This is a genomic window from Nonomuraea sp. NPDC003201, assembly GCF_053590415.1.
Genome location: NZ_JBSFTC010000211.1, coordinates 1 through 20,456, shown reverse-complemented (window position 1 = coordinate 20,456; position 20,456 = coordinate 1). Strand labels below are relative to the sequence as shown.

General features: G+C 70.6%; 18 protein-coding genes. 10 read left to right on the top strand and 8 right to left on the bottom strand.

The window, feature by feature from the left end:
* Nucleotides 1-269: 269 nt before the first annotated feature.
* Nucleotides 270-1,883: an AMP-binding protein gene (locus ACWDX9_RS43850; RefSeq protein ID WP_449965612.1), complete on the bottom strand. Its 1,614-nt coding sequence runs from the start codon at nt 1,881-1,883 to the stop codon at nt 270-272.
* An 85-nt stretch (nt 1,884-1,968) separates the two neighbouring features.
* Between ACWDX9_RS43850 and ACWDX9_RS43845 the strand changes: the two genes are divergently transcribed.
* A complete protein-coding gene (locus tag ACWDX9_RS43845; protein WP_449965609.1) occupies nt 1,969-2,829 on the top strand; it encodes a LuxR C-terminal-related transcriptional regulator in 861 nt (286 codons plus the stop codon).
* Between the two features lie 7 nt (nt 2,830-2,836).
* Here ACWDX9_RS43845 and ACWDX9_RS43840 read toward each other — a convergent pair whose 3' ends face one another.
* Together ACWDX9_RS43840 and ACWDX9_RS43835 are read right to left on the bottom strand one after the other, a co-directional pair.
* A complete protein-coding gene (locus ACWDX9_RS43840) occupies nt 2,837-4,099 on the bottom strand; it encodes an ABC transporter substrate-binding protein (protein ID WP_449965606.1) in 1,263 nt (420 codons plus the stop codon).
* A 42-nt stretch (nt 4,100-4,141) separates the two neighbouring features.
* Nucleotides 4,142-5,002: an AraC family transcriptional regulator gene (locus ACWDX9_RS43835; protein ID WP_449965603.1), complete on the bottom strand. Its 861-nt coding sequence runs from the start codon at nt 5,000-5,002 to the stop codon at nt 4,142-4,144.
* 95 nt (nt 5,003-5,097) lie between these two features.
* On the opposite strand from ACWDX9_RS43835, the gene ACWDX9_RS43830 reads away from it, so the two are divergent.
* Both ACWDX9_RS43830 and ACWDX9_RS43825 read left to right on the top strand, forming a co-directional pair.
* Nucleotides 5,098-5,874, top strand: a complete 777-nt coding sequence (locus tag ACWDX9_RS43830) for a phytanoyl-CoA dioxygenase family protein (RefSeq protein WP_449965601.1) — start codon at nt 5,098-5,100, stop codon at nt 5,872-5,874.
* Nucleotides 5,875-5,931: 57 nt separating this feature from the next.
* On the top strand, nt 5,932-6,072 hold the full coding sequence (locus tag ACWDX9_RS43825; protein ID WP_449965599.1) for a hypothetical protein: 141 nt from the start codon (nt 5,932-5,934) through the stop codon (nt 6,070-6,072).
* 8 nt (nt 6,073-6,080) lie between these two features.
* Here ACWDX9_RS43825 and ACWDX9_RS43820 read toward each other — a convergent pair whose 3' ends face one another.
* From ACWDX9_RS43820 to ACWDX9_RS43805, 4 genes are all read right to left on the bottom strand, one after another.
* Entirely contained in the window at nt 6,081-6,689 is a 609-nt protein-coding gene (locus tag ACWDX9_RS43820; RefSeq protein ID WP_449965597.1) for a Chromate resistance protein ChrB, read from the bottom strand.
* Nucleotides 6,690-6,951: 262 nt separating this feature from the next.
* Complete coding sequence (locus ACWDX9_RS43815; protein ID WP_449965594.1) at nt 6,952-7,164, bottom strand: hypothetical protein; 213 nt, start codon at nt 7,162-7,164, stop codon at nt 6,952-6,954.
* A 2-nt stretch (nt 7,165-7,166) separates the two neighbouring features.
* On the bottom strand, nt 7,167-7,961 hold the full coding sequence (locus ACWDX9_RS43810; RefSeq protein ID WP_449965591.1) for a COG4280 domain-containing protein: 795 nt from the start codon (nt 7,959-7,961) through the stop codon (nt 7,167-7,169).
* Between the two features lie 40 nt (nt 7,962-8,001).
* Nucleotides 8,002-9,135 (bottom strand): serine hydrolase domain-containing protein, encoded by a 1,134-nt coding sequence (locus tag ACWDX9_RS43805; RefSeq protein WP_449965588.1) that lies wholly within the window; start codon nt 9,133-9,135, stop codon nt 8,002-8,004.
* Between the two features lie 92 nt (nt 9,136-9,227).
* On the opposite strand from ACWDX9_RS43805, the gene ACWDX9_RS43800 reads away from it, so the two are divergent.
* The gene (locus ACWDX9_RS43800; protein WP_449965585.1) at nt 9,228-10,244 is read left to right on the top strand and encodes a LacI family DNA-binding transcriptional regulator; all 1,017 of its coding nucleotides are present in this window, start codon (nt 9,228-9,230) and stop codon (nt 10,242-10,244) included.
* Between the two features lie 13 nt (nt 10,245-10,257).
* Here ACWDX9_RS43800 and ACWDX9_RS43795 read toward each other — a convergent pair whose 3' ends face one another.
* Nucleotides 10,258-11,463: a serine hydrolase domain-containing protein gene (locus tag ACWDX9_RS43795; protein ID WP_449965583.1), complete on the bottom strand. Its 1,206-nt coding sequence runs from the start codon at nt 11,461-11,463 to the stop codon at nt 10,258-10,260.
* Between the two features lie 318 nt (nt 11,464-11,781).
* On the opposite strand from ACWDX9_RS43795, the gene ACWDX9_RS43790 reads away from it, so the two are divergent.
* The 6 genes from ACWDX9_RS43790 to ACWDX9_RS43765 are packed head-to-tail and all read left to right on the top strand — an operon-like array spanning nt 11,782 to nt 19,976.
* Nucleotides 11,782-12,729: an ABC transporter substrate-binding protein gene (locus ACWDX9_RS43790; RefSeq protein WP_449965580.1), complete on the top strand. Its 948-nt coding sequence runs from the start codon at nt 11,782-11,784 to the stop codon at nt 12,727-12,729.
* Nucleotides 12,730-12,734: 5 nt separating this feature from the next.
* Nucleotides 12,735-13,796: a FecCD family ABC transporter permease gene (locus ACWDX9_RS43785; RefSeq protein WP_449965577.1), complete on the top strand. Its 1,062-nt coding sequence runs from the start codon at nt 12,735-12,737 to the stop codon at nt 13,794-13,796.
* Complete coding sequence (locus tag ACWDX9_RS43780; protein WP_449965575.1) at nt 13,793-14,833, top strand: FecCD family ABC transporter permease; 1,041 nt, start codon at nt 13,793-13,795, stop codon at nt 14,831-14,833. The genes ACWDX9_RS43785 and ACWDX9_RS43780 overlap by 4 nt, the downstream gene beginning before the upstream one ends.
* A gap of 5 nt (nt 14,834-14,838) precedes the next feature.
* Nucleotides 14,839-15,717: an ABC transporter ATP-binding protein gene (locus tag ACWDX9_RS43775; protein ID WP_350743319.1), complete on the top strand. Its 879-nt coding sequence runs from the start codon at nt 14,839-14,841 to the stop codon at nt 15,715-15,717.
* Between the two features lie 3 nt (nt 15,718-15,720).
* Complete coding sequence (locus ACWDX9_RS43770; RefSeq protein WP_449965573.1) at nt 15,721-16,797, top strand: C45 family autoproteolytic acyltransferase/hydolase; 1,077 nt, start codon at nt 15,721-15,723, stop codon at nt 16,795-16,797.
* Nucleotides 16,794-19,976, top strand: coding sequence for an amidohydrolase family protein (locus ACWDX9_RS43765; RefSeq protein WP_449965571.1), 3,183 nt, complete (start codon nt 16,794-16,796; stop codon nt 19,974-19,976). Before ACWDX9_RS43770 ends, ACWDX9_RS43765 begins: the two co-directional genes overlap by 4 nt.
* The last annotated feature ends 480 nt before the right edge of the window (nt 19,977-20,456 follow it).

Sequence of the window (20,456 nt, the reverse complement as noted above, 5' to 3'; positions counted from 1 at the left end):
GGCAGATCGTCAGCGGGGGCCGGGACATGATCGGCGTGATCCCTCCGGAAAGATTCGACATCGAAACCCCCATCCTTTACGGCTGCGCACGGTGGGCCGCGCGCCGATCTTCAGGCCCATCCTTTACGGCTGCGCACGGTGGGCCGCACGCGCCGACGTCGGTGACCGTCCGTCCTGGCCGGTCGTGAAGGCTCACGGGTCGCTCGCCGTGACGACGCGCATCCTGGGCCGGCTCCGTGGTTTCTCCCGGCCGCGGAGCCGGTCCGGCGTCAGGTGCCGAGGATGCCGGCGGCCCGCTCGCGCATCTCCACCTTGCGGATCTTGCCGGTGACCGTCATGGGGAACGCGTCCACCACGTGCACGTACCGGGGGATCTTGTAGTGGGCCAGGCGGCCCGCGCAGAACTCCCTGACCCGCTCGGCCGTCAGCGGCTCGACGCCCGGCCGCATGACGATCCAGGCCATCAGCTCCTCCCCGTACTTCTCGTCGGGCACCCCGATCACCTGCACGTCGGCGACGTCCGGGTGGCCGTAGAGGAACTCCTCGATCTCGCGCGGGTAGATGTTCTCGCCGCCACGGATCACCATGTCCTTGATGCGGCCCACGATGCTGACGTAGCCGTCGGCGTCCATGGTGGCCAGGTCGCCGGTGTGCATCCAGCGGGCGGCGTCGATGGCCTCGGCCGTGGCGTCGGGCTGGGCCCAGTAGCCGAGCATGACCGAGTAGCCGCGGGTGCACAGCTCGCCCGGCACGCCGCGGGGGAGCGCCAGCCGGGTCTCCGGGTCGACGACCTTGACCTCGATGTGCGGCATGACCCGGCCGACGGTCTCGGTGCGGCGGGCCAGGCCGTCGTCGCGGCGGGTCATCGTGGACACGGGGGAGGTCTCGGTCATGCCGTAGCAGATGGCGACCTCGGTCATGTTCATCTCGCTGACGACGCGTTTCATGACCTCGACGGGGCACGGGGATCCGGCCATGATGCCCGTTCTGAGCGTCGAAAGATCGAAATTTCCGGACCCGGTCAGCAGGGCCAGTTCGGCGATGAACATCGTCGGCACCCCGTACAGGGACGTGCACCTCTCGGCCTGCACGGCGCTCAGCGTCGCCTCCGGGTCGAACCCCGGCGAGGGCAGCACCACGCACGAGCCGTGCGAGGTCGCGCCGAGGTTGCCCATGACCATCCCGAAGCAGTGGTAGAGCGGCACCGGCAGGCACACCCGGTCGGCCTCGGTGTAGCCGAGCAGCTCGCCGACGAAGTAGCCGTTGTTGAGGATGTTGTGGTGGGACAGCGTGGCGCCCTTGGGGAAGCCGGTCGTGCCCGAGGTGTACTGGATGTTGATCGGGTCGTCGAACGTCAGCCGCGCCGCCCGCTCCGCCAGCAGGGCCGGGTCGGCGCGCCTGCCGCTCTCGACCAGCTCGTCCCAGCCGGGCCCGCCGATGAACACCGCCTCCCCGAACCCGATCTCGTCGATCATCGCCCGGTAGTCGCTGCTCTTGTGCGTGACCGCGCTGACGAGCAGCCGCATGCTCGACTGCTTGACGACGTAGGCCAGCTCGTGGGCCCGGTACGCGGGATTGACGTTCACCAGGATCGCGCCGATCTTGGCGGTGGCGTACTGGACGAGCACCCATTCCGCGCAGTTGGGCGCCCAGATGCCGACCCGGTCGCCCTTGCCGATGCCGCGGGCCAGCAGGCCGAGCGCCACCTCGTTCACGGCGGCGTCGAGCTGCGCGTACGTCCAGCGGCGCCCGGCCGCCACGTCCACCAGCGCCTCGCGCTCGCCGAACCGCGCCACGGTGCGCTCGAAGTTCTCGCCGATCGTCTCGCCCAGCAGGGGGACCCCGGACACGCCCGAGGCGTACGAGAGCAGTGCGTCAGCCATGAACGGAGAATTCCCCCGCCCACGGTCCCGCACCACCCCCTTTCGGGGGTGGCTCTCCGCCATGGGCCTCGTCCATGCTGGACCCATGGCCGCACCGTACGCGCCCATCGATCGTGAGGCGTTCCAGACCGCCGTCGGCCGGCTGCGCCGGGCGACGGGCCTGCCGGTGGTGTTCGGCGGCGTGGTGGGGTCCCGCTCGCTCGGCGTGACGCTGACGGAGTTCAGCGGAACCCTGACCGGCGCGCTGCGCGGCCTGGTCGTCGGCGCGGGCAACGGGCTCGGCGGCCGGGTGATCACCACCGCGCGTCCCGGCACCGTCGACGACTACGCCGCCGACCCGCGCATCAGCCACGAGTACGACAAACCGGTGATCGCCGAGGGGCTGCGGGCCATCGCGGCGGTGCCGGTCACGGTGGACGGCGGCGTGTCCGGCGTCCTGTACGGCGGGATCCGCGAGCCCCTGTCGATCAGCGACCGCGTGGTGGACGCCATGACCCAGGTCGCCGCGCGGGTGGGCTTCGAGCTGGCCGTCAGGCGGGAGGTGGAGCGGCGGCTGGCCGAGATGGAGACCGCGGCGATCACCCGGGCCGCCCGCGAGTCGCCGTCCGCCGGCGAGTGGGAGGCGGTCCGCCAGGCGCACGCCCAGCTCAGGGCCATCACCCAGGACGTCGCCGACGCCGCGCTCCGGGCCCGGCTCCAGGACGTGTGCGACCGGCTGGCCCGCCCGGACGGCCGGACCCCGGAGCGGCCGAGCCCGCTGTCGCCGCGCGAGCTCGACGTCCTCGCCCTGGTCGCCGTGGGCTGCGGCAACGCGGAGACCGGGGAGAGGCTCGGGATCCGGGCCGAGACGGTCAAGAGCTACCTGCGCAACGCGATGCGCAAGCTGGGGACGCACACCCGCATGGAGACGGTGATCGCCGCCCGCCACCGCGGCTTCCTGCCCTGACCGGCGCTCAGTTGCCCTGCGGGTGGGTGCTCCAGTACTCGTCGGCGGCGGCCTGGATGTCCGTCAGGACCTTCTGGTAGGTGTCCGGCTTGACGACGAAGGCGCCGAAGCCGTCCAGCGCGGCGGTGAGCACCGGGGGCGGGGTGGCCTCGAAGTAGCGGTTCACCAGGCGATAGTCGCCGCTGCCCGCGGCCTTGCTGACCTCGGCGATGGCCTGGTCGGCGATGGCGACCTTGGGGTTGGCCGACACGTCGCCCCTGGCCGTGGCCCACTTCTCCTGGGCGGACGAGCTCACCCACCACTTGAGGTATTTGGTGCTCGCGTCGGGGTCGGGCGCCTTGGCCAGCGAGCAGAGCGGGCCGCTCTCGAAGATCATCGAGGTCTTGGGCAGCGCGGGGTTGACGTTCGGGATGACGAAGAAGCCGTAGTCGGTGCCCGCCTTCATGTCGCGCTGCGTCATGCTCGTGTTGAACCACGTGCCGAACGACACCATCGCGGCCTTGCCGGTCTTGAGCACGTCACCCGGGTCGGTCTTGTCGCCGGGGTTGTTGAAGTAGCCGGCGTCGATCATCGACTTCCACCGCTTCATCACCTCGACCACGCCGGGGTCGGTGTACTTCGCCTGACCGGCCGAGAGGCGGTCGTAGAGGTCGGGGTCGGTGCCGGCCAGGAGCTGCTCGAACCAGACGAAGGAGAACAGCACGCTGGTGTGGTAGAAGGCCTTGACGCCGTTCTTCTTCAGCGTCTCGGCGACCTTGACCAGTTCGTCCCATGTCGCCGGCGGCTTGAGCTGGTACTTGTCGAAGACGCTCTTGTTGTAGAACATGCCCCAGTACGCCGCGTTCAGCGGCACGCAGTACTGCTTGCCGCTCACCGTGTAGTACTTGGCCAGGTCGGCGGACAGGTCGCCGTTCTTGATCGCCTCCTGCCAGATGGCGGTCGTGTCGGAGACCTGCTTCTGCGCGACGATCTCGGCCAGCCGCCCGCCCGTCGTCCAGGTGAACAGGTCGGGCTTCACGTCCGTGCGGAACGACGCCTTGATGAAGGCCTGGTACGTCGGCTCGTCGGTGTAGCCGACCGGCTTCATGGACAGGCCGATCTGCTGCTTGGACAGGCTGCCCATCTCGTCGAAGTATTTGCTCCAGGCGCCCTTGTCGTTGTAGAGCTTCAGCTCCGTCTTGCCGGCGGCCTGCTTGGGCGCGGATCCGCCGGAGGAGCAGGCGGTGAGTGCGAGGCAGATGACGGCGGCTACACCAAGTGACCGGATCATGCCCGGCCTCCTCTTCGATCTTGGGGGGATTAAGTCATCTAATCACTTGATGTCTTGGCTGTCCAGAGGGACGACGGCTCGCCGCGTAACCTCCCGGTAACATCGCGGGGCCATGCCGTACCGCTCCTGGAAGAGCCGGCCGAAATACGACTGGCCGGAGAAGCCGCAGCGCTGGGCGATCCGCCCGATGCCCTCCGTCGTCGTGGTCAGCAGCAGGGCGGCGTGCTCCAGCCGCCGCCCGACCACGAACCCGATCGGCGTGCACCCGTAGTGCCTGCGCATCGAGCGGGCCAGATGCCCCGGGCTGACGGCGGCGAGGGACTGCAGCCGGGGCAGGCCCTCGCGCAGGTTCTCCTCGAGCCGCATCGCGACGCAGGCCGAGACCAGCCAGCCGGGCCGCCGGTCCACGGCCGTCCCGTCGGCGCCCTCCAGCAGCGGGACGACCGCGGTCAGCAGCCCGACCAGGTCGAGCACGCGGGGCACGCCGGAGTAGGCGGCCAGCAGGCGGGCGAACTCCGCCGCCACCGGCCCGTCCAGGCCGGCGCGGGCCGACAGCGGAAGCTCCCGGCGGTCCCAGTCCGCCGGTCCCGCCAGCCCCGCCAGGTCGGCGAAGGCCCGCCAGCGCTCGCTCGGGAAGGCGATGTTGACGAAGCGCATGCCGTCGGCCGAGGCGAACTCGTGCCGGTCGTGCGGCCGTACCAGCAGCATGTCCCCGGCGCGCAGCGGCTGCTCCGCCTCGCCGACCCGCTGCACGCCCGCCCCCGCGGTCACGAAGACCAGCTCGTGGAAGTCGGCGTGGGAGTGCGGCTCCGGCCGGTCCCTGCGGCCACCCTTCACCGGCACCAGGGCCGCGTGGTACGGCAGGCCGGCCGCGAACTCGACCCAGCGCAGGACGGTGGGCATGTCAGGAAATTAATACTTGTGGAGCGGTGATTACTAGTAACCCGTCCCGCGAAGACCGAAGAATCCGAGTGACGCCCCACCCTCACAAGGAGCGCATGGTGAGAGTCGACCGGACCCTTCAGGACTACGACCGCGACGGCTACACGATCTTCCGTGACGTCCTCGACCCCGACCTGATCGCCGAGGCGAGCGAGCACGTCGCCTGGCTCCAGGCCAGGCACCCCGACCTGAACGGCGAGGACCTGGGCACCGAGCTGGTCGCCCGCGACCCCTTCTGGGTGCGGCTGGTCGGCGATGACCGGCTGCTGGACATCGCCGAGCTCTTCGTCGGCTCCGACATCGCGCTGTTCGCCTCGCACTACATCAGCAAGCCGCCCTTCTCCGGCAAGCCGGTCCTGTGGCACCAGGACGGCGCGTACTGGCCGCTGGAGCCGATGCGCGTCGTCACGCTCTGGCTGGCCGTGGACGACGCCACGACGGAGAACGGCTGCCTGCGCGTGATCCCCGGCTCGCACCGGCAGGACCTGCACGAGTTGCGGCAGCGCGACGACATCGACAACGTGCTGGGCTCGGAGAGCGCGGTGACGGTGGACGAGTCACAGGCCGTGGACCTCGTCCTGGCGGCCGGCGACGTGGAGGTCCACCACCCCAACATCCTGCACGCCTCCAACGCCAACACCTCGCCGCGCCGCCGCTGCGGCCTGACCATCCGCTACATCCCGACCTCGACCCGGATCACCAGCGAGGAGCAGCCGTTCGTCTCGGCCCTGCTGTTCCGCGGGGACCCGGGCGTGAACGTCTACCAGCCGTTCCCCGCGTACGTGGAGGGCGAGCACATGCCCTTCGCCACACCGCGTAGACATATCCAGTGACATGTGGGCAAACTAACGGCTGTTACATTCTTTGCACAACGGAAGGATGCGGGGCCGATGACCGCCGCTGCATGGGGCCTGGGCACGGTCGCGCTGCCGGCGTTCGGGCCGCCGTCAGCGGTGCTCACGCCGGTGCTCGGCGTCTGCCTGATGGCGGCCTTCGCCATCGCGCTGCGGATCGACGTGCGCGACAGATAGCCCGGCGCTCAGCCGGCGCCGTGCTGGAAGATCGCGGTGTCCTCGGCCTCGTAGACCGAGGCGGCGAACTCCTCCAGCGTCCGCGCGCAGTCGTCGAGCGCCTTGACGACCTCCTTGCGCCGGGCCGCGCCCAGGACGTCGCGGACCGTGACCTTCTCGAACCAGCCCCTGAGCTTGGTGAGATCCTCCTCGTTCTCCTCAAGCTCGCTGTAGGTGAAGTGCTTGGCCCGCACCTCCTTCTCGACTTCCTTGTGGAAGTCGGCGCACTTGTCGAGGATCTCCTCGTACTCGTCGTCGCGTGCCGCGTTGTAGAGCGCGACCAGGTCGGACTCGCCGATCACCGACGAGGTGCTGACCAGGAACGCCTGGCCGGACATCGACTCGACGATCTCGCTGCGCAGCGCCCGCAGGGCCCGCTCGCTCTGCGGCGTGCGCGGCGCGGCGGCCGCGGAGTTCTGCAAATAGACGGCGCCGAGGTTACGGAGCCTGCGCCAGACCGCCGCCCGGAGCCGGGTCGGCTCGCTGGGCACCCGGTAGATCAGCATGAGCCAGGTGACAGGCTTCCCCAACTCGGCGGCCTCGTGCCCGCCGCCCTCCGACTCCTCCCTGCCCGGCAACGTGAGCCCCCTCCTCGGTATTGGACCAGTCGATCGTATCCGTGCGCGGCGTCGAGGGCTGCCCCGGAGGCGGGCGGCGCGTTCGCACCTCAGCGGGGTAACTCCCCACGCGGACGGGCTGAGGGACGGCAGCATGCCGCGGGTCCGCATGGCCGGCAGGTCGGCGAGACGTCGCCAGTGCCTCCTCGGCGTGGCAGTGGACCGCCAAGCCGTGGCGGGCCTGGCGGTCCAACTGCTGTTGCGGCGATGGGGCAAGAGAGATCTAGCGGTCGCGGGTGTCAATCCGCAACGCGATGGTGAAGGCAGCCATCAGGCACCCGCCGACCACTGGCGTGAGCACCACTGCCGGCACGGCGAACGCCAGCAGCGCCACCGTACCGAGCGCCAGCGTGACGACCACGGCGACGGCGATCTTCCAGTCGTCGCCGACGATCAGGTCGTACCAGAACTGCCCGAACCCTCGGATGAACCCCATGCCTAGCTCCCTGACGTGGTGGAAACGGCCTCGGCCTGAGCGGACGACGGCCGCCTGAGCGCGCGCACCATCAGGCGCGACAGCCCGTACCAGGCGGCGATGAGCACCAGGATCGCCAGGTCGGCGCCCGGCCATTCCAGGCTCTGGTGACTGTCGGTGAAGATGCCGAGCCCCTCGACGGACCAGTACGTGCCGAAGCCCGCCAGCAGCAGACCGACGCCGTACTTCAGCGTGTTCTCCGGCACCCTCGACAGCGGCCCCCGGACGGCGATGCCCACGACGAGCACGAGAAGCACGCCGATCACGGCCGCCCCGATGGCCACCGGCATGTTGTCGGCGCTCAGGCCGAAGGTGATCACGATGAAGACCACCTCGACGCCTTCGAGGAAGACCCCCTTGAAACTGATCATGAACGAGAACCAGTCGAGCCCCTTGGCCCTGACCTCGCCCGCGTCCTTGGCGGCGGCCACCTCCTCGGCGAAGATCTGGTCCTCGTCGTGCATGGCCTTGCGCCCCGACGATCTCAGGATCGCCTTGCGCAGCCACTGCAGGCCGAAGATCAGCAGGAGGCCGCCGATCGCGAGCTGCAGCGCCGCCTCGGGCAGCCAGGTCGCCAGGGCGTAGCCGGCGGCGGCGGTGAAGGCGGTCAGGGCCACGAGGGCCGCCGCCACGCCCATGAGCGTCGATCGCCAACTCCGGGTCATGCCCATAGCCATGACGATCGTCAGCGCTTCGACCATCTCCACGATCGAGGCCAGCAGCACCGCCGCGCCAAGACCCCATGCGGCCGCGTCCATCGGCCCACATCCTTCCGTTGCGCCATAAACGTAACAGCTGTTAGTTTGCCCACATATCTGTGGATATGTCTATGCAGAACTCGATGCTTGTCCGCGCCAGGTCATCCATCCACGGCTCCGGCCAGGAGGAGAACTTGGCGATGACCACCTCGGCCGCCTCGTGCACGAACAGCAGCTGGCCGTGGATGCCGAGCGCCATGTAGATCCCGCCCTTGTCGGCGACCCACCACTGGTTGCGGTAGTAAGCGCCGGGCAGGCCCAGATACGTTGAACCGTGCCGGGTGAAGGCGGCCGGCTGGCCGGCGTCGGGGCTCAGGGTGTCGGCCACCCAGGGCTCCGGCACCACCCGCGCCCCGTCCGGGCGACGGCCGCCCCGCCGCAGCACCTCGCCGAGCCTGGCGAGGTCGCGTGCCGTGCAGCAGATGCCGATGTCCGCCAGCGCGTTGCCGTTGCGGTCGACCGTGATCTCGGCGTCATGCTCGGCGCCGAGCGGCTGCCAGAGGTACTGGGAGAGCAGTTCGGGCAGCCGCAGTCCCGCCGCCCGCTCGGCCAGGATCCCCAGCACGCAGGTCAGGGTCGAGCGGTACTCGAAGTCGCCGCCGTGCGGGCGCACCTGGGTCAGCCGCCAGAGGTGGCTGCGCGAGTCCTCGTCCTCCCCCGGCGACTCGGGGAAGCTCGCCGGAGGGGCCCATAGGCAGGTGGAGTAGTAGGCGCGCTGGAGTTCCAGGGTGGTGATGTCCTCGCGGGTCCCCGTACGCATGTCCAGAACGTGGCGGACGGTGGCCCCGTCCAGCCCGGTGCCGCGGAACTCCGGCACGATCGCACAGACCTCTTCATCGGGCGACAGCGCCCCCGAGGCGACCAGGGAGCCGACAGCCGTGGCGGTGATGGACTTGGAGACCGACATGCACAGGTGCCGCGTGTCGGGCCCCATGCTGTTCTCGTACTGCTCGTGGATCACCCGTCCGCGGTGCAGGACGACCAGGGCGTCGGTGTGGGTCCGGTCCGCCAGGTCCCGGAGGAGCGGGTCGTTCCCTCCCCCTTCGAGGTCGAATGCGGGCCCCTCACCTCGGGAGATGACCGCGGTGGGGATCAGCTCCCTGATGCGCTGATACCCCACGATGTTGTGCGGCGGTCGCATCCAGTTCTCCAGCGTCACCGCTTCAGCAGGCACCGCTCTCTCCTCCTTTGACGAAACCTTTCGGCACGGCTAGAAATGGCCTGTCCTCGCCGCTGCGCGGCCCCCGACGTAGACGGAGTCCCTGCATGGCCACGAAGCGAGCCCGCCCCACGATCCGTGATGTGGCGATCCAGGCTGGGGTGTCCATGACGACGGTCTCCGACGTCGTCAACAGCAAGGGACGGGTGGATCCCGCGACCCGCGAACGGGTGCTGACCGCTGTCTCGCAGGTCGGGTGGCGTCCCCGGCGCTCGGCCCGTGCCCTGCGCTCGGGCCGCACGGGCGTGTTCGCCATGTGCCTGCCGGTGGGCCACGTGGGCGTGGGCGAGTGGCTGGTGAACGCCGAGTACGACATGGCCCTGGTGGCGGCCTGCGCCGCGGCCACCGTCGACTCCGACCGGCAGCTCCTGGTGGCCCCGCGGCCCAAGGACGTCAGGGATCTCGCCCGGCTCGACGTCGACGGCGTGATCATCGCCGATCCGCGCGAGGGCGACCAGGCGCTGACCGTGCTCAACAACGCGGGCGTGCCCGCGGTGACCATCGACCGCGACATCCAGCGCACCGACGGCTGGTGGGTGGAGACCGACAACGCCGGCAGCACCGTACAGGTCCTGGACCATCTCGCGGCCCAGGGCGCCGAGCGCATCGCGCTCGTGACGGCCGACGCGCCGTGGGCGTGGTTCGAGGACACCTCCGCGGCGTACGCGCGCTGGTGCGCCGAGCACGGCGTCAAGCCGCAGGTGCGCCTGATCGACGTGGAGCGGCCCAGGGCGACCGCGGCGGCGGGCGTGCGCAGCCTGCTGCGCCTCAAGAACCCGCCGGACGCCATCTTCGCCATCCCGTACGGCACCCCGCTCGGCGCGCTCGACGCGATCGTCGAGTCCGGACGTTCGGTGCCCGGAGACATCCTGCTGGCCGGCGGCATGGACGGACAGATACTGCAGGGCTCCTCGCCCGCCATCACGGCCGTGGACCTGCGGCCCGTGGAGATGGCCAGGGCCGCCGTGGACCTGCTGGCCAGGCGGGTGAGCGGGGAGAAGGCCGCAGGCCCGGTCGTCATCGAGACCGCGCTGCGGATACGCGAATCGACCACCAGGAGCTGAGCATCGCGCCCGCTCATTCGTCCGCCAGCGATGCGGCCAGGGACACGCAGGCGCTGATGGTGTCCTCGGCGAGCAGCGTGGACCAGCCCTGCGGCCAGGTGGAGAACTTCGCGACGACCACCTCGGCCGGCTCGTGCACCAGCAGCAACTGCCCGTGGATGCCCAGCGCCATGTAGATCGCGCCCTCCGGGCCGGACTCGGCGACCCACCACTGATTGCGGTAGTAGGCGCCTGGTCCTGGCAGGTAGCGTGCGCCGTACCGGGCGAACGCCGGCCGCTGGTCCGCGTCCGGGACCAGCGTGTCCGCCACCCAGGCGCGCGGGACGACCTCGACGCCGTTCACGGAGCCGTTGCGCCGCATGACCTCCCCGAAGCGGGCCAGGTCCCGCAACGTGCACGAGACCCCGACGTCCGCCAGGGCGTTCCGTTGGCCGTCCACGCAGATCTCGGCCTCGCGCTCCGCGCCGATCCGCCGCCAGACCTCACGGGAGACCAGCTCGGGCAGCCGGGTGCCGGTCACGTGCTCGGCCACCCGGGCCAGCACGCAGGTGAGCGCCGAACGGTACTGGAAGTCGCCGCCGTGCGGCCGGGCGTTCTCCCACTCGGCGAAGTAGGAGGTGAGGTCGGTGTTCACGCCCGGGCGTGACATGGGCGCCCACAGCGTCGCCTCCATGTCGGTCCTGGCCTGCTCGGCCGTCATCGGCGCGGTGCCCGTGCGCATGTCGAGCAGGTGGCGCACGGTCGCGTCCGCGAAGCCGGTGCCGGCCAGTTCGGGAACGAGGTCCCCCACGAGGTCCGCGGGGCTCAGCGTCCCGCCCGCGACGGCACTGCCGACCGCCGTGGCGGTGATGGACTTCGAGATCGACATGCACAGGTGTACCGTCGCCGGGGTCATGCCGTTGTCGTAGTGCTCGAAGACCCGCCGGCCCCGGTGCAGCACCAGGAAACCGTCTGTGTAGGTGCGCTCGAGCAGCCGGGCCAGCGGCTCCGAACCGGTCGCGCCGCCGTCGTCAGGATGCGAGGTGTAGGTCACCTCGCGCTCGCCGAGCGGCAGTGGCGCCTCCGGCAGTTCCATGACGGGACCGGTGCCGCGCCCGATGGCCGCGGTCGGCGTGATCTCTCTGACGTGCTGGAACGACCAGCGGTTGTACGGCGCCCGCAGCCAGTTGGCCAGGGTGGGCCGGTCCGTGACCGTCCGTGGGGGGAGGTGGATCGTCACACGTGCCTCGCATATGCCGAAACGTTTCGGCAACCATAGGCATCTACCCGGAAAGACGCAACAGCCTCCGAGCACCCCGTCATCAGCTCGGCGACTTCGCTTCCTGATTGACCGTTGACACTGCCAATGGCCGGTGGTTGTATGTGCCGAAACGTTCAGGCATAGAACGCTTCGGCCGCCAGCGCTGCACGTCAACGGGCTGAGAGAGCACCGGACAGGCGCCGAGAGAGGAACAACATGAGCGCGCCCCCCACATCGCCTGACAGTTTCAGCATTCGCCCTCGTCTTATCGCATTCGTTACGGCAGCGTTGCTTGTTGTGACCGGCTGCGGGTCACCACCCGAGCCGGCAAAGGAGGCAACCGCAGCGGCAGGTTCGTTCTCTTTCACCGACGACCGTGCCGAAACGGTTCGGCTGGACAAGAAGGGCCTGCGGGTCGTCGCCCAGGAGGACGCCGCCAACGCCCTGATGCACCTCGGCATCAAGCCCGTGGGCATCTTCGGCGGCGCGCCGCTCACCGGCAATCCCATGCTCAAGGGGCTCGACCTGAGCGGCGTCGAGTCGATCGGCGAGGTCTTCGGCGAGGTCAAGATGGAGAAGCTGGCCGCGCTCAGACCGGATGTCATCGTCTCGACCTTCTACACGGGCGACGGGGTGCTGTTCCCCGGCGGGGTGTACGGCTTCCAGACCGAGAAGATGCAGAACGACGCCAAGGCCATCGCCCCGATCCTCGCCATCGACTCGACCAAGCCGTCCTCCCACGTCATCCAGCGCTTCTCCGAACTGGCCAAGGCGCTGGGCGCCGACGTCGACGCAGGCGCGGTCGCGCAGGCCCGTACCACCTGGCAGAGCGCGGTCGAGGAGCTGAAGACCACCGCCAAGGAGCGCTCCAACCTGACCGTGCTGGCCGTGACCCCGGCTCAGGAACAGGTCTACTTCGCCGTGCCCGACCTGTTCCCCGACCTGCTCGACCTGAAGGACTGGGGGGTCAACGTGATGACGCCCAAGGGCAAGCTCGTCAGCTCCTACTACGAGGCGGTCAGCTGGGAGAACGCCGCGAAATACCAGCCCAGCGTGGTCCTGGTGGACGCCCGCGGTTACACGCTCGGCAACGAGGCGCTGAAGAAGTACCCGACCTGGAACGCGCTGAAGGCCGTGCAGGCCGGCCAGGTCGGTTCCTGGGTGCGGGTCTCCCTCAACTACGCCGACTACACCAAGCAGGTCCAGGATCTGACCGCCGTGCTCAAGCGCGCGAGGAACGTGTAGCCCGCATGGCGACCACTGTGCGCAGCTCCTTCCGGCGCGATCAGGCCGCTCCCCGCAAGGGCCTGGTCAGCGGGCTGGGCCGGCCCGCCGGGCTGGTGATCGCGATCGCGGCGCTGGCCGCCGTCGCGCTCGCCAGCCTGGTGCTGGGCTCCCGGCACCTGCCGCTGGCGACCGTCCACGACGCGCTGCTGAGCTTCGACCCCTCGGACGAGGCGCAGACCGTCATCCGCTCCCTGCGCGTCCCGCGCACGATCATCGGGCTCCTCACCGGGCTGGCGCTCGGGCTCGCGGGCGCCGTGATGCAGGGGGTGTCCCGCAACCCGCTCGCCGACCCCGGCATCCTCGGCGTCAACGCGGGCGCCGCGCTGGCCGTGCTGACCGGGGTGCAGTTCTTCGGCGTCACGACCCTGCTCGGCTACGTGTGGTTCGCCTTCGGCGGTGCCGGCGTCGCGGTGCTGGTCGTGTACGTGCTCTCCAGCATCGGCAGGGACGGCGCCACCCCCGTGAAGCTCGCGCTGGCGGGCACGGCGGTCACGGCCCTGCTGGCCTCCTTCACCACGCTCGTCCAGCTCCTCGACGTCAGGACCATGGACGCCTACCGCGCCTGGGCCGCCGGATCGCTGGCGGGCCGCGGCGCCGAGGTCGCCGCCGAGGTGTGGCCGTTCGTCGCCGTGGGCGCGGTGCTGGCGCTGGCCAGCGGCCGGGTGCTCAACACGCTCGCCCTCGGAGACGACGTGGCCCGCTCCCTGGGCCAGAACGTGACCCGCGCCAGGGTCGTCAGCGGCGTGGCGGTCATGATCCTGGCTGGCGCCGCCACCGCCGCGGCCGGGCCCATCGTCTTCATCGGCCTGACCGTGCCGCACATCGCCCGCGCGATCGTCGGCCCCGACTACCGCTGGATCCTGCCCTACAGCGCCGTGCTGGCGCCCGTGCTGCTGCTGGCCGCCGACGTGGTCGGCCGGCTCGCGGTGGCGCCGGCCGAGCTGCAGGTCGGCATTGTGACGGCGCTGCTCGGCGCCCCGGTGTTCATCGCTCTCGTCCGCCGCAAGAATCTGGCCTCCCTATGACGACCTACGACGTCCTCCTCCACGTGTCGCGTACGCGCGCCCGCGTGGCCGGGCGCAAGCGCGCGGTCACCATCGGCCTGGCGCTGGCCGCCCTGCTGGCGTTCTGCCTGAGCCTGTCCGTCGGCGACTTCACGATCTCGCTCCTGCGCGTGCTGCCCGCGGTCTTCGGGGCGGGCGAGCGCGGCGAGGTGTTCGTCGTGCAGTCGCTCCGCCTGCCGAGGGCGCTGCTGGCCGTGCTGGTCGGGGCCGCGTTCGGCATGTCTGGCGCGGTGTTCCAGTCGCTCGCGCGCAACCCGCTGGCCAGCCCGGACATCCTCGGCATCACCGCGGGCGGCAGCCTGACGGCGGTGATGGGGCTGACCCTGCTGGGGCTCAGCGGCCTGCCGCTCTCCCTCGCCGCGACGGCCGGCGCGCTGATCACCGCGGGCCTCATCTACACCTTCGCCTACCGGCGCGGGATGTCGAGCTACCGCCTGGTCCTGGTCGGCATCGGCGTCGGGGCGGTCGCCACGGCGCTGACGCAGTTCTTCTGGACCCGCGCCCACGCCCACGACGCCGCCTCGGTCGCGCTCTGGCTGAGCGGCAGCCTCAACGGGCGCGGCTGGGAGAACATCGAGCCCGTCGTCCTGATGCTCCTCGTGCTCATCCCGGGCACGCTGGCCCTGGGCAAGCAGCTCAACGTGCTCGAACTGGGCGACGACTCCGCTACCGCCGTCGGCGTGCCCGTCCAGCGGACCAGGCTGGTGCTCCTGATCGCGGGCGTGGCGCTGGCCGGGGCCGGGATCGGCGCGGCCGGGCCGGTGGCCTTCGTGGCGTTCGTCTCCGCGCCCGTCGCGCGGCGGCTGTCCAGGTCGCCGGGGCCCGCCCTGCTGCCCGCCGCCCTGACCGGGTCCGTCCTCGTCTGCGTGGCCGACCTGATCGGCCGTACGGCGCTGTCCGGCTCCGAGGTCTCCGTCGGCGTCATCACCGGCATCGCCGGCGCCCCGTACCTGCTGTGGCTGCTGGCCACCACGAACAGCTCAGGACAAGGAGATTGACGGCCATGCCATCCTTCCGAGCCGACGACCTGCCGCACCCGGCGGGGGCGTCATACGCGGACGCCCTCGACTCCCTCAGCCCTGAGAACCCCGCGCAGCAGCTGTGCGGCCGCGGGCTCCGGCTCGGCTACGACGGCGCCGACATCGTCAGCGGCCTGGACATCGACATCCCACCGGGGAAGATCACCGTGCTGGTCGGGGCCAACGCGTGCGGCAAGTCCACCACGCTGCGGGCGCTGGCCAGGCTGCTCAAGCCGCGCGGCGGGGCCATCACGCTGGACGGCAAGGCCATCCACGAGATGCCCTCCAAGCAGCTCGCCACCAAGATCGGGATCCTGCCGCAGACGCCGACGGCGCCCGAGGGCATCACGGTGGCCGACCTGGTGTGCCGGGGCCGCTACCCGCACCAGAAGTGGTTCCGGCAGTGGACCGACGAGGACGAGCGGGTCGTCGCCTGGGCGCTGCAGGCCACCGGCACCGCGGAGATCGCGGGCCGGTCCGTGGACGAGCTGTCCGGCGGCCAGCGCCAGCGCGTGTGGATCGCGATGGCGCTGGCCCAGGAGACCGGAATCCTCATGCTCGACGAGCCCACGACCTATCTCGACGTACAGCATCAGATCGACGTGCTGGACCTGCTGGTGCAGCTCAACCGCGAGGAGGGACGGACCATCGCCGTCGTACTGCACGACCTCAACCTGGCCTGCCGCTACGCCCACCACCTGATCGCCATGCGCAAGGGCGAGATCGTGGCCCAGGGCGAGCCGGGCGCGATCGTCACCGAGGAGCTGGTGGAAGCGGTCTTCGGGCTGAAGTCGAAGGTGATCCCCGACCCGGTCTCCCAGACCCCGATGGTCGTGCCCATCGGCCGGCACCTGAGGTTCTGAGCGATGTCCATCAACTACCACTTCTCCGACGAACGCGACCCGCTGGCCCGCGGCCGGGGCATCGGGGAACGCTGGCGGGCCCAGATCCACGGCACGGCCAGGGACTACGCCTGGCTCTTCGACGCGGCCAAGCTCGACCGGCACACCGTGCGCCGCATCGCCGAGCAGGGCTACGAGCACCTGCGCGCCTGGGCCCCCGGGCTCGCCACCGAGATGGCGGGCGTCGCCCAGGGCACGGGCCTGGAGCTGTGGGAGGTCGCGGCGCTCAACTGCCGGACCGAGATCCTGGTCAGGGGCTCCATCGCCGGGCTCAAGGAATGCACGGCGGCAGCCTGGCTGCCCTTGGGCGAGCCGCCCAGGGCCTTGCAGACCTGGGACTGGATCCCCACGGTCGGCAACTTCACCGTGCTCCGGCACACCTCGCCCGCCGACCTGACGGTCGCCACGTTCGCCGAGAACGGCGTGCTGGGCAAGGCGGGCGTCAACAGCGCGGGGCTCGGGCTGCTGTTCACTCTGCTCTGTCACACCTCCGACGGCACGCGGGAAGGCGTGCCCATCCATGCCGTCGCCAGGCAGGTGCTCGACACCGCGCGATCCGTGCGCGACGCCGTGGACATCGTCCGCTCGGCCCCTCTCACGGCCTCGGCCTCGTTCACGGTGCTGACCTGGGACGGGCGGAGGTCGGACGGCGCCGTCATCGAGGCCACGCCCGAGGAGATCGTGGTGCTCCCGCCCGAGGAGGGATTCCTGCTGCACACCAACCACTTCCTCGACCCGGGCCTGGCCAAGGGCGACCGGCTGGCGGCCATCGGCGACGACACCCTGCCCCGCATGGACGTGCTACGCGAGCGCAAGTCCGTCATGACCGCCGCGAGCCGTACCGCATGGGCGAAGGGGCTCGTCCACCACTGGGAGGACGGCGCGCCGGTCTGCGCGCACCCCCGTCCCGGCGCTCCCGAGACCGACCGGTGGGAGACCAAGATGCTCATCAGCTTCGACCTCGATCGCCGCCGCCTCGTCCTTCAGGAGGGCGGCCCGTGCGCGGTCACCGCGGACGGCTGGACGGAGGTCGCCGTATGACCTGGGACATCGCCGCGACCGGGCAGCCCTCGCGGGAGATCTCGTTCACCACCTCCGAGGGCACCTGGATGAGCGTCTCCGTCACCCCCGACGGGACGACGATCGTCTTCGACCTGCTCGGCGACCTCTACTCCGTCCCCGCCGGCGGCGGGACGGCCACCCTGCTGCTGGGCGGCGCGGCGATGCACCGGATGCCGTCCGTCAGCCCGGACGGGACGGAGATCCTCTACCTCAGCGACGCCGACGGGTTCGACAACCTGTGGGCCTGCGGCATCGACGGCTCGAACCCGCGCCGGCTCACGAGGGACACCGACATGCTCCTGACCGACCCCATCTGGGGCCCGGACGGGCGCAGCGTGATCGCGCCGGCCATCTTCCGCGCGCACCGCAAGCTCTTCTCCTCCCAGATCCGCCTCTTCGAGGGCCCCGGACAGGGGCGGCTCCTCGTGGACGTCCCGCCGAGCGGGCGCGACGTGCTGGAACCCGCGCTCTCGCCGGACGGCGCCTGGCTCTACTACACCGAACGCCTGGTCAACCCTAAGATCTACGTGGACGCCAACCACGCCACCTACTCGATCCGGCGGCGCAGACTGGAGGACGGGCACACCGACACGGTCGTCGGCGGCTTCGGCGGCGCCATCAGGGCGGCCCTCTCCCCCGACGGCAGGCGGCTCGCGTTCATCCGCCGCGTCATGGCCAAGACCGTGCTGTTCTGCCTGGACCTGACCGGCGACGGCAGGCAGCGCCCGGTCTTCGACGGCCTCGACCGCGACAACCAGGCGGTCTGGGAGCTCCAGGGCAACTACTACCCGAGGTTCTCCTGGTTCCCCGACAGCCGCCACGTCGCCATCTGGGCGGGCGGCGGCCTGCGGCGGATCGACATGGACAGCGGCGAGCACGCGCCGATCCCGTTCACCGCCGAGTGCCGCCACACGATCATCGAGCCGGTCCGCGTCCGGCATGACCTCGCGCCGGGCAAGGTGGTGGCGCGCGCGGTGCGGCACCTGGCCGTCGCGCCCGGCGGGCAGGACGTGGCCTTCACCGCGCTGGGCCGGCTCTGGCACACCACCCGGGGCAAGGACGCCGTCGTCCCCGTCGGCGACCACGCGCTGCACGCCGTCGAGCCCGCCTACAGCCGCGACGGCCGCCGGCTCGCCTACGTCGAGTGGGACGACGAGCGCGGCAGCATGCTGCGGGTGTGCCGGCGCGACCGCTGGGACCAGGCTCTCGAGGTGACCGCGTCATCCGGGGTGCTGCGCCAGCCCGCCTTCAGCCCCGACGGGACCCTGATCGTGTACCGGCTGCAGGAGCACGACGTGCAGCTCGGCGGCTCCTCCGCCCGCCCCGGCCTGTACGTGGTGAGCAGCGGCGGCGGCGAACCCCGTCACCTGGGCCCGGCCGACGACGCCCCGGCGTTCAGCCCGGACGGCTCCCGGATCTACGCCACCGCCGTGGACTCCTCCGGTGACATGCCCGTCGAGGTGCTCTTCAGCGTCGACCTGCGCGGCGGCGACCGCAGGGTGCACGCCCGCGCCGCCGACCCCGACACCTACGAGCTGCGGCTGAGCCCGGACCGCAGGTGGCTGGCGTTCCGGCACGCCGACCAGTACCACGTCATCCCGTACCGCGAGACCGGCCACGAGCTGCTGGTCACGGCGGAAACCCGCGAGCTGCCCTGCCACCGGCTCACCGAGCACGGCGGGTATGCGCTGGCCTGGGCCGCCGACGGCCGCAGCGTGCACTGGGCGGTCGGGCCGGAGCTGCACGTTCGGGAGACCGGCGCCTGGTCGTTGATCGAGCGGCCCTCGCCGGTGAACCTCGCCGTGGACGCCGACGTACCCGACGGGTGCGTGGCCCTGGTCGGCGGCACCGTGATCACGATGCGCGGCGAGGAGGTCCACCAGCAGGGCACGGTCGTGGTACGGGGCAACCGCATCGTCGCGGTCGGGCAGGTCGCCGTGCCCGAGGACGCCACCGTCATCGACTGCTCGGGCATGACGGTGATGCCGGGGCTCATCGACGCCCACGGGCACATCGACGGCGGCTCGGAGAACGGCCTGACCCCGCAGAAGCAGGCGGCCAGGTTCGCCGCGCTGGCCTTCGGCGTGACCACGAACTTCGACCCGTTCCCCTCCGAGCTGCCGAACTTCGAGAGCACCGAGACCACCCAGGCCGGGCTCACGGTCGGCCCCCGCTGGATCGGCACCGGCTCGGCCATCCACGGCCGTCCGCAGAACGTCTTCCACCTCTACAGCCCGATCGAGACCTACGCGGACGCCGTCGGCGTCCTCGGCCGGAAGAAGGCGCTCGGCGCGCTGAGCGTCAAGAGCTACAAGCAGCCCGCGCGCCGGCACCGGCAGATGCTGGTCAAGGCCGCCCGGGAACACGGCGTCAACATCGTCGTCGAGGGCGAGACGCACTTCTACAACAACATCAGCATGATCCTGGACGGCCACACCAACCTTGAGCACAACCTGCCCGTCGCGACCCTCTACGACGACGTGGTGCGGCTCATGGCCCTGTCCGGCGTGTCCAACACACCCACGCTGGTGGTCGCGTTCGGCGAGCTGTTCGGCGAGAACTACATGTACCAGCGGACCGAGGTGTGGAAGGACCCCCGGGTCCGCACGTACATTCAGGCCTGCCTGAGCGGCTACAGCCCCCTGAACACGCCGTACGAGGCCCCGCCCTACGCCCGCGCCATGACCACGATCCACGTGGCGGACGAGCTGTACGACATCGGCGTCCTGGCCGTCTCCCGCTCGGTCAACCGGCTCGACCAGGCAGGCGTGCGGATCAACGCCGGCTCGCACGGCGAGATCCCAGGACTGGCCATGCACTGGGAGATGGCCCTGCTGGCCGCAGGTGGGATGCCGGCGCATCGCGTGTTGCGGACCGCGACGATCAACGTGGCCGAGAGCCTCGGGGTGGATCACCAGATCGGCTCCCTCGAAGCGGGCAAGCTCGCCGATCTGATCGTGCTGCGCGACAACCCTCTCGACGACATCGCCAACTCCACGACTGTGGCGATGACGATGGTCAACGGGCGGCTCCACGACGCCTACTCGCTGGATGAGCTGGCCCCGCGCCAAAGGCCCAGGACCAGGTTCTACTGGGAGCTGCGCGACACCCACGGCATCGACTGGTGCGAGGCGTGGGGCGGTGGCTGCTGCACCTGAGCTCTCCGGCCTGCTTTGCGGCGTCGGCGGCGACGGGCATCGCTCGTACTCGACGTATGCCGTGCTGTGCCGGCTGACGGGCCTAGCACCCCAGAGGAAGCCCACAAGACCATGACTTGGGCGGATGAAATTACGAAATGGCCTTTCTGGCACCATTGCTCATCCGTATCACGCACCGTAAGCGCCACGGGGCCGTCCAAGAAGGTACCTCGGCGGAGGGAGGCGCTCTCCGAGGGAGCAGCCGCTGACGCCGCCGAGCTCCTACGGCTTCGGCACGAGGGTGGCTGAGTCAACGGCCGCTCCAGCGTCTCCTGTCAGCTCGACCGCCCTTGACGGCGTAGCCCGTACCATCGGGCGCATGACGTGCGTGCTGGTCGTGGAGGACGACCTGGTCATCCGGGCCGAGCTGGCCGAGGCGCTGGCCGCCCAGGGTTACCAGGCGGAGCCGGCCGCGGACGGGGCCGAGGCGCTGCGGGCGGC

Excerpts from the sequence above, each read along its gene's own strand:
- ACWDX9_RS43840 (WP_449965606.1), bottom strand. The coding sequence starts at position 4,099 with ATGATCCGGTCACTTGGTGTAGCCGCCGTCATCTGCCTCGCACTCACC.
- ACWDX9_RS43775 (WP_350743319.1), top strand. The coding sequence starts at position 14,839 with ATGCCATCCTTCCGAGCCGACGACCTGCCGCACCCGGCGGGGGCGTCA.
- ACWDX9_RS43780 (WP_449965575.1), top strand. The coding sequence starts at position 13,793 with ATGACGACCTACGACGTCCTCCTCCACGTGTCGCGTACGCGCGCCCGC.
- ACWDX9_RS43770 (WP_449965573.1), top strand. The coding sequence starts at position 15,721 with ATGTCCATCAACTACCACTTCTCCGACGAACGCGACCCGCTGGCCCGC.
- ACWDX9_RS43800 (WP_449965585.1), top strand. The coding sequence starts at position 9,228 with ATGGCCACGAAGCGAGCCCGCCCCACGATCCGTGATGTGGCGATCCAG.
- ACWDX9_RS43815 (WP_449965594.1), bottom strand. The coding sequence starts at position 7,164 with ATGGGGTTCATCCGAGGGTTCGGGCAGTTCTGGTACGACCTGATCGTC.
- ACWDX9_RS43835 (WP_449965603.1), bottom strand. The coding sequence starts at position 5,002 with ATGCCCACCGTCCTGCGCTGGGTCGAGTTCGCGGCCGGCCTGCCGTAC.
- ACWDX9_RS43810 (WP_449965591.1), bottom strand. The coding sequence starts at position 7,961 with ATGGACGCGGCCGCATGGGGTCTTGGCGCGGCGGTGCTGCTGGCCTCG.
- ACWDX9_RS43830 (WP_449965601.1), top strand. The coding sequence starts at position 5,098 with ATGGTGAGAGTCGACCGGACCCTTCAGGACTACGACCGCGACGGCTAC.
- ACWDX9_RS43825 (WP_449965599.1), top strand. The coding sequence starts at position 5,932 with ATGACCGCCGCTGCATGGGGCCTGGGCACGGTCGCGCTGCCGGCGTTC.
- ACWDX9_RS43850 (WP_449965612.1), bottom strand. The coding sequence starts at position 1,883 with ATGGCTGACGCACTGCTCTCGTACGCCTCGGGCGTGTCCGGGGTCCCC.
- ACWDX9_RS43785 (WP_449965577.1), top strand. The coding sequence starts at position 12,735 with ATGGCGACCACTGTGCGCAGCTCCTTCCGGCGCGATCAGGCCGCTCCC.
- ACWDX9_RS43765 (WP_449965571.1), top strand. The coding sequence starts at position 16,794 with ATGACCTGGGACATCGCCGCGACCGGGCAGCCCTCGCGGGAGATCTCG.
- ACWDX9_RS43845 (WP_449965609.1), top strand. The coding sequence starts at position 1,969 with ATGGCCGCACCGTACGCGCCCATCGATCGTGAGGCGTTCCAGACCGCC.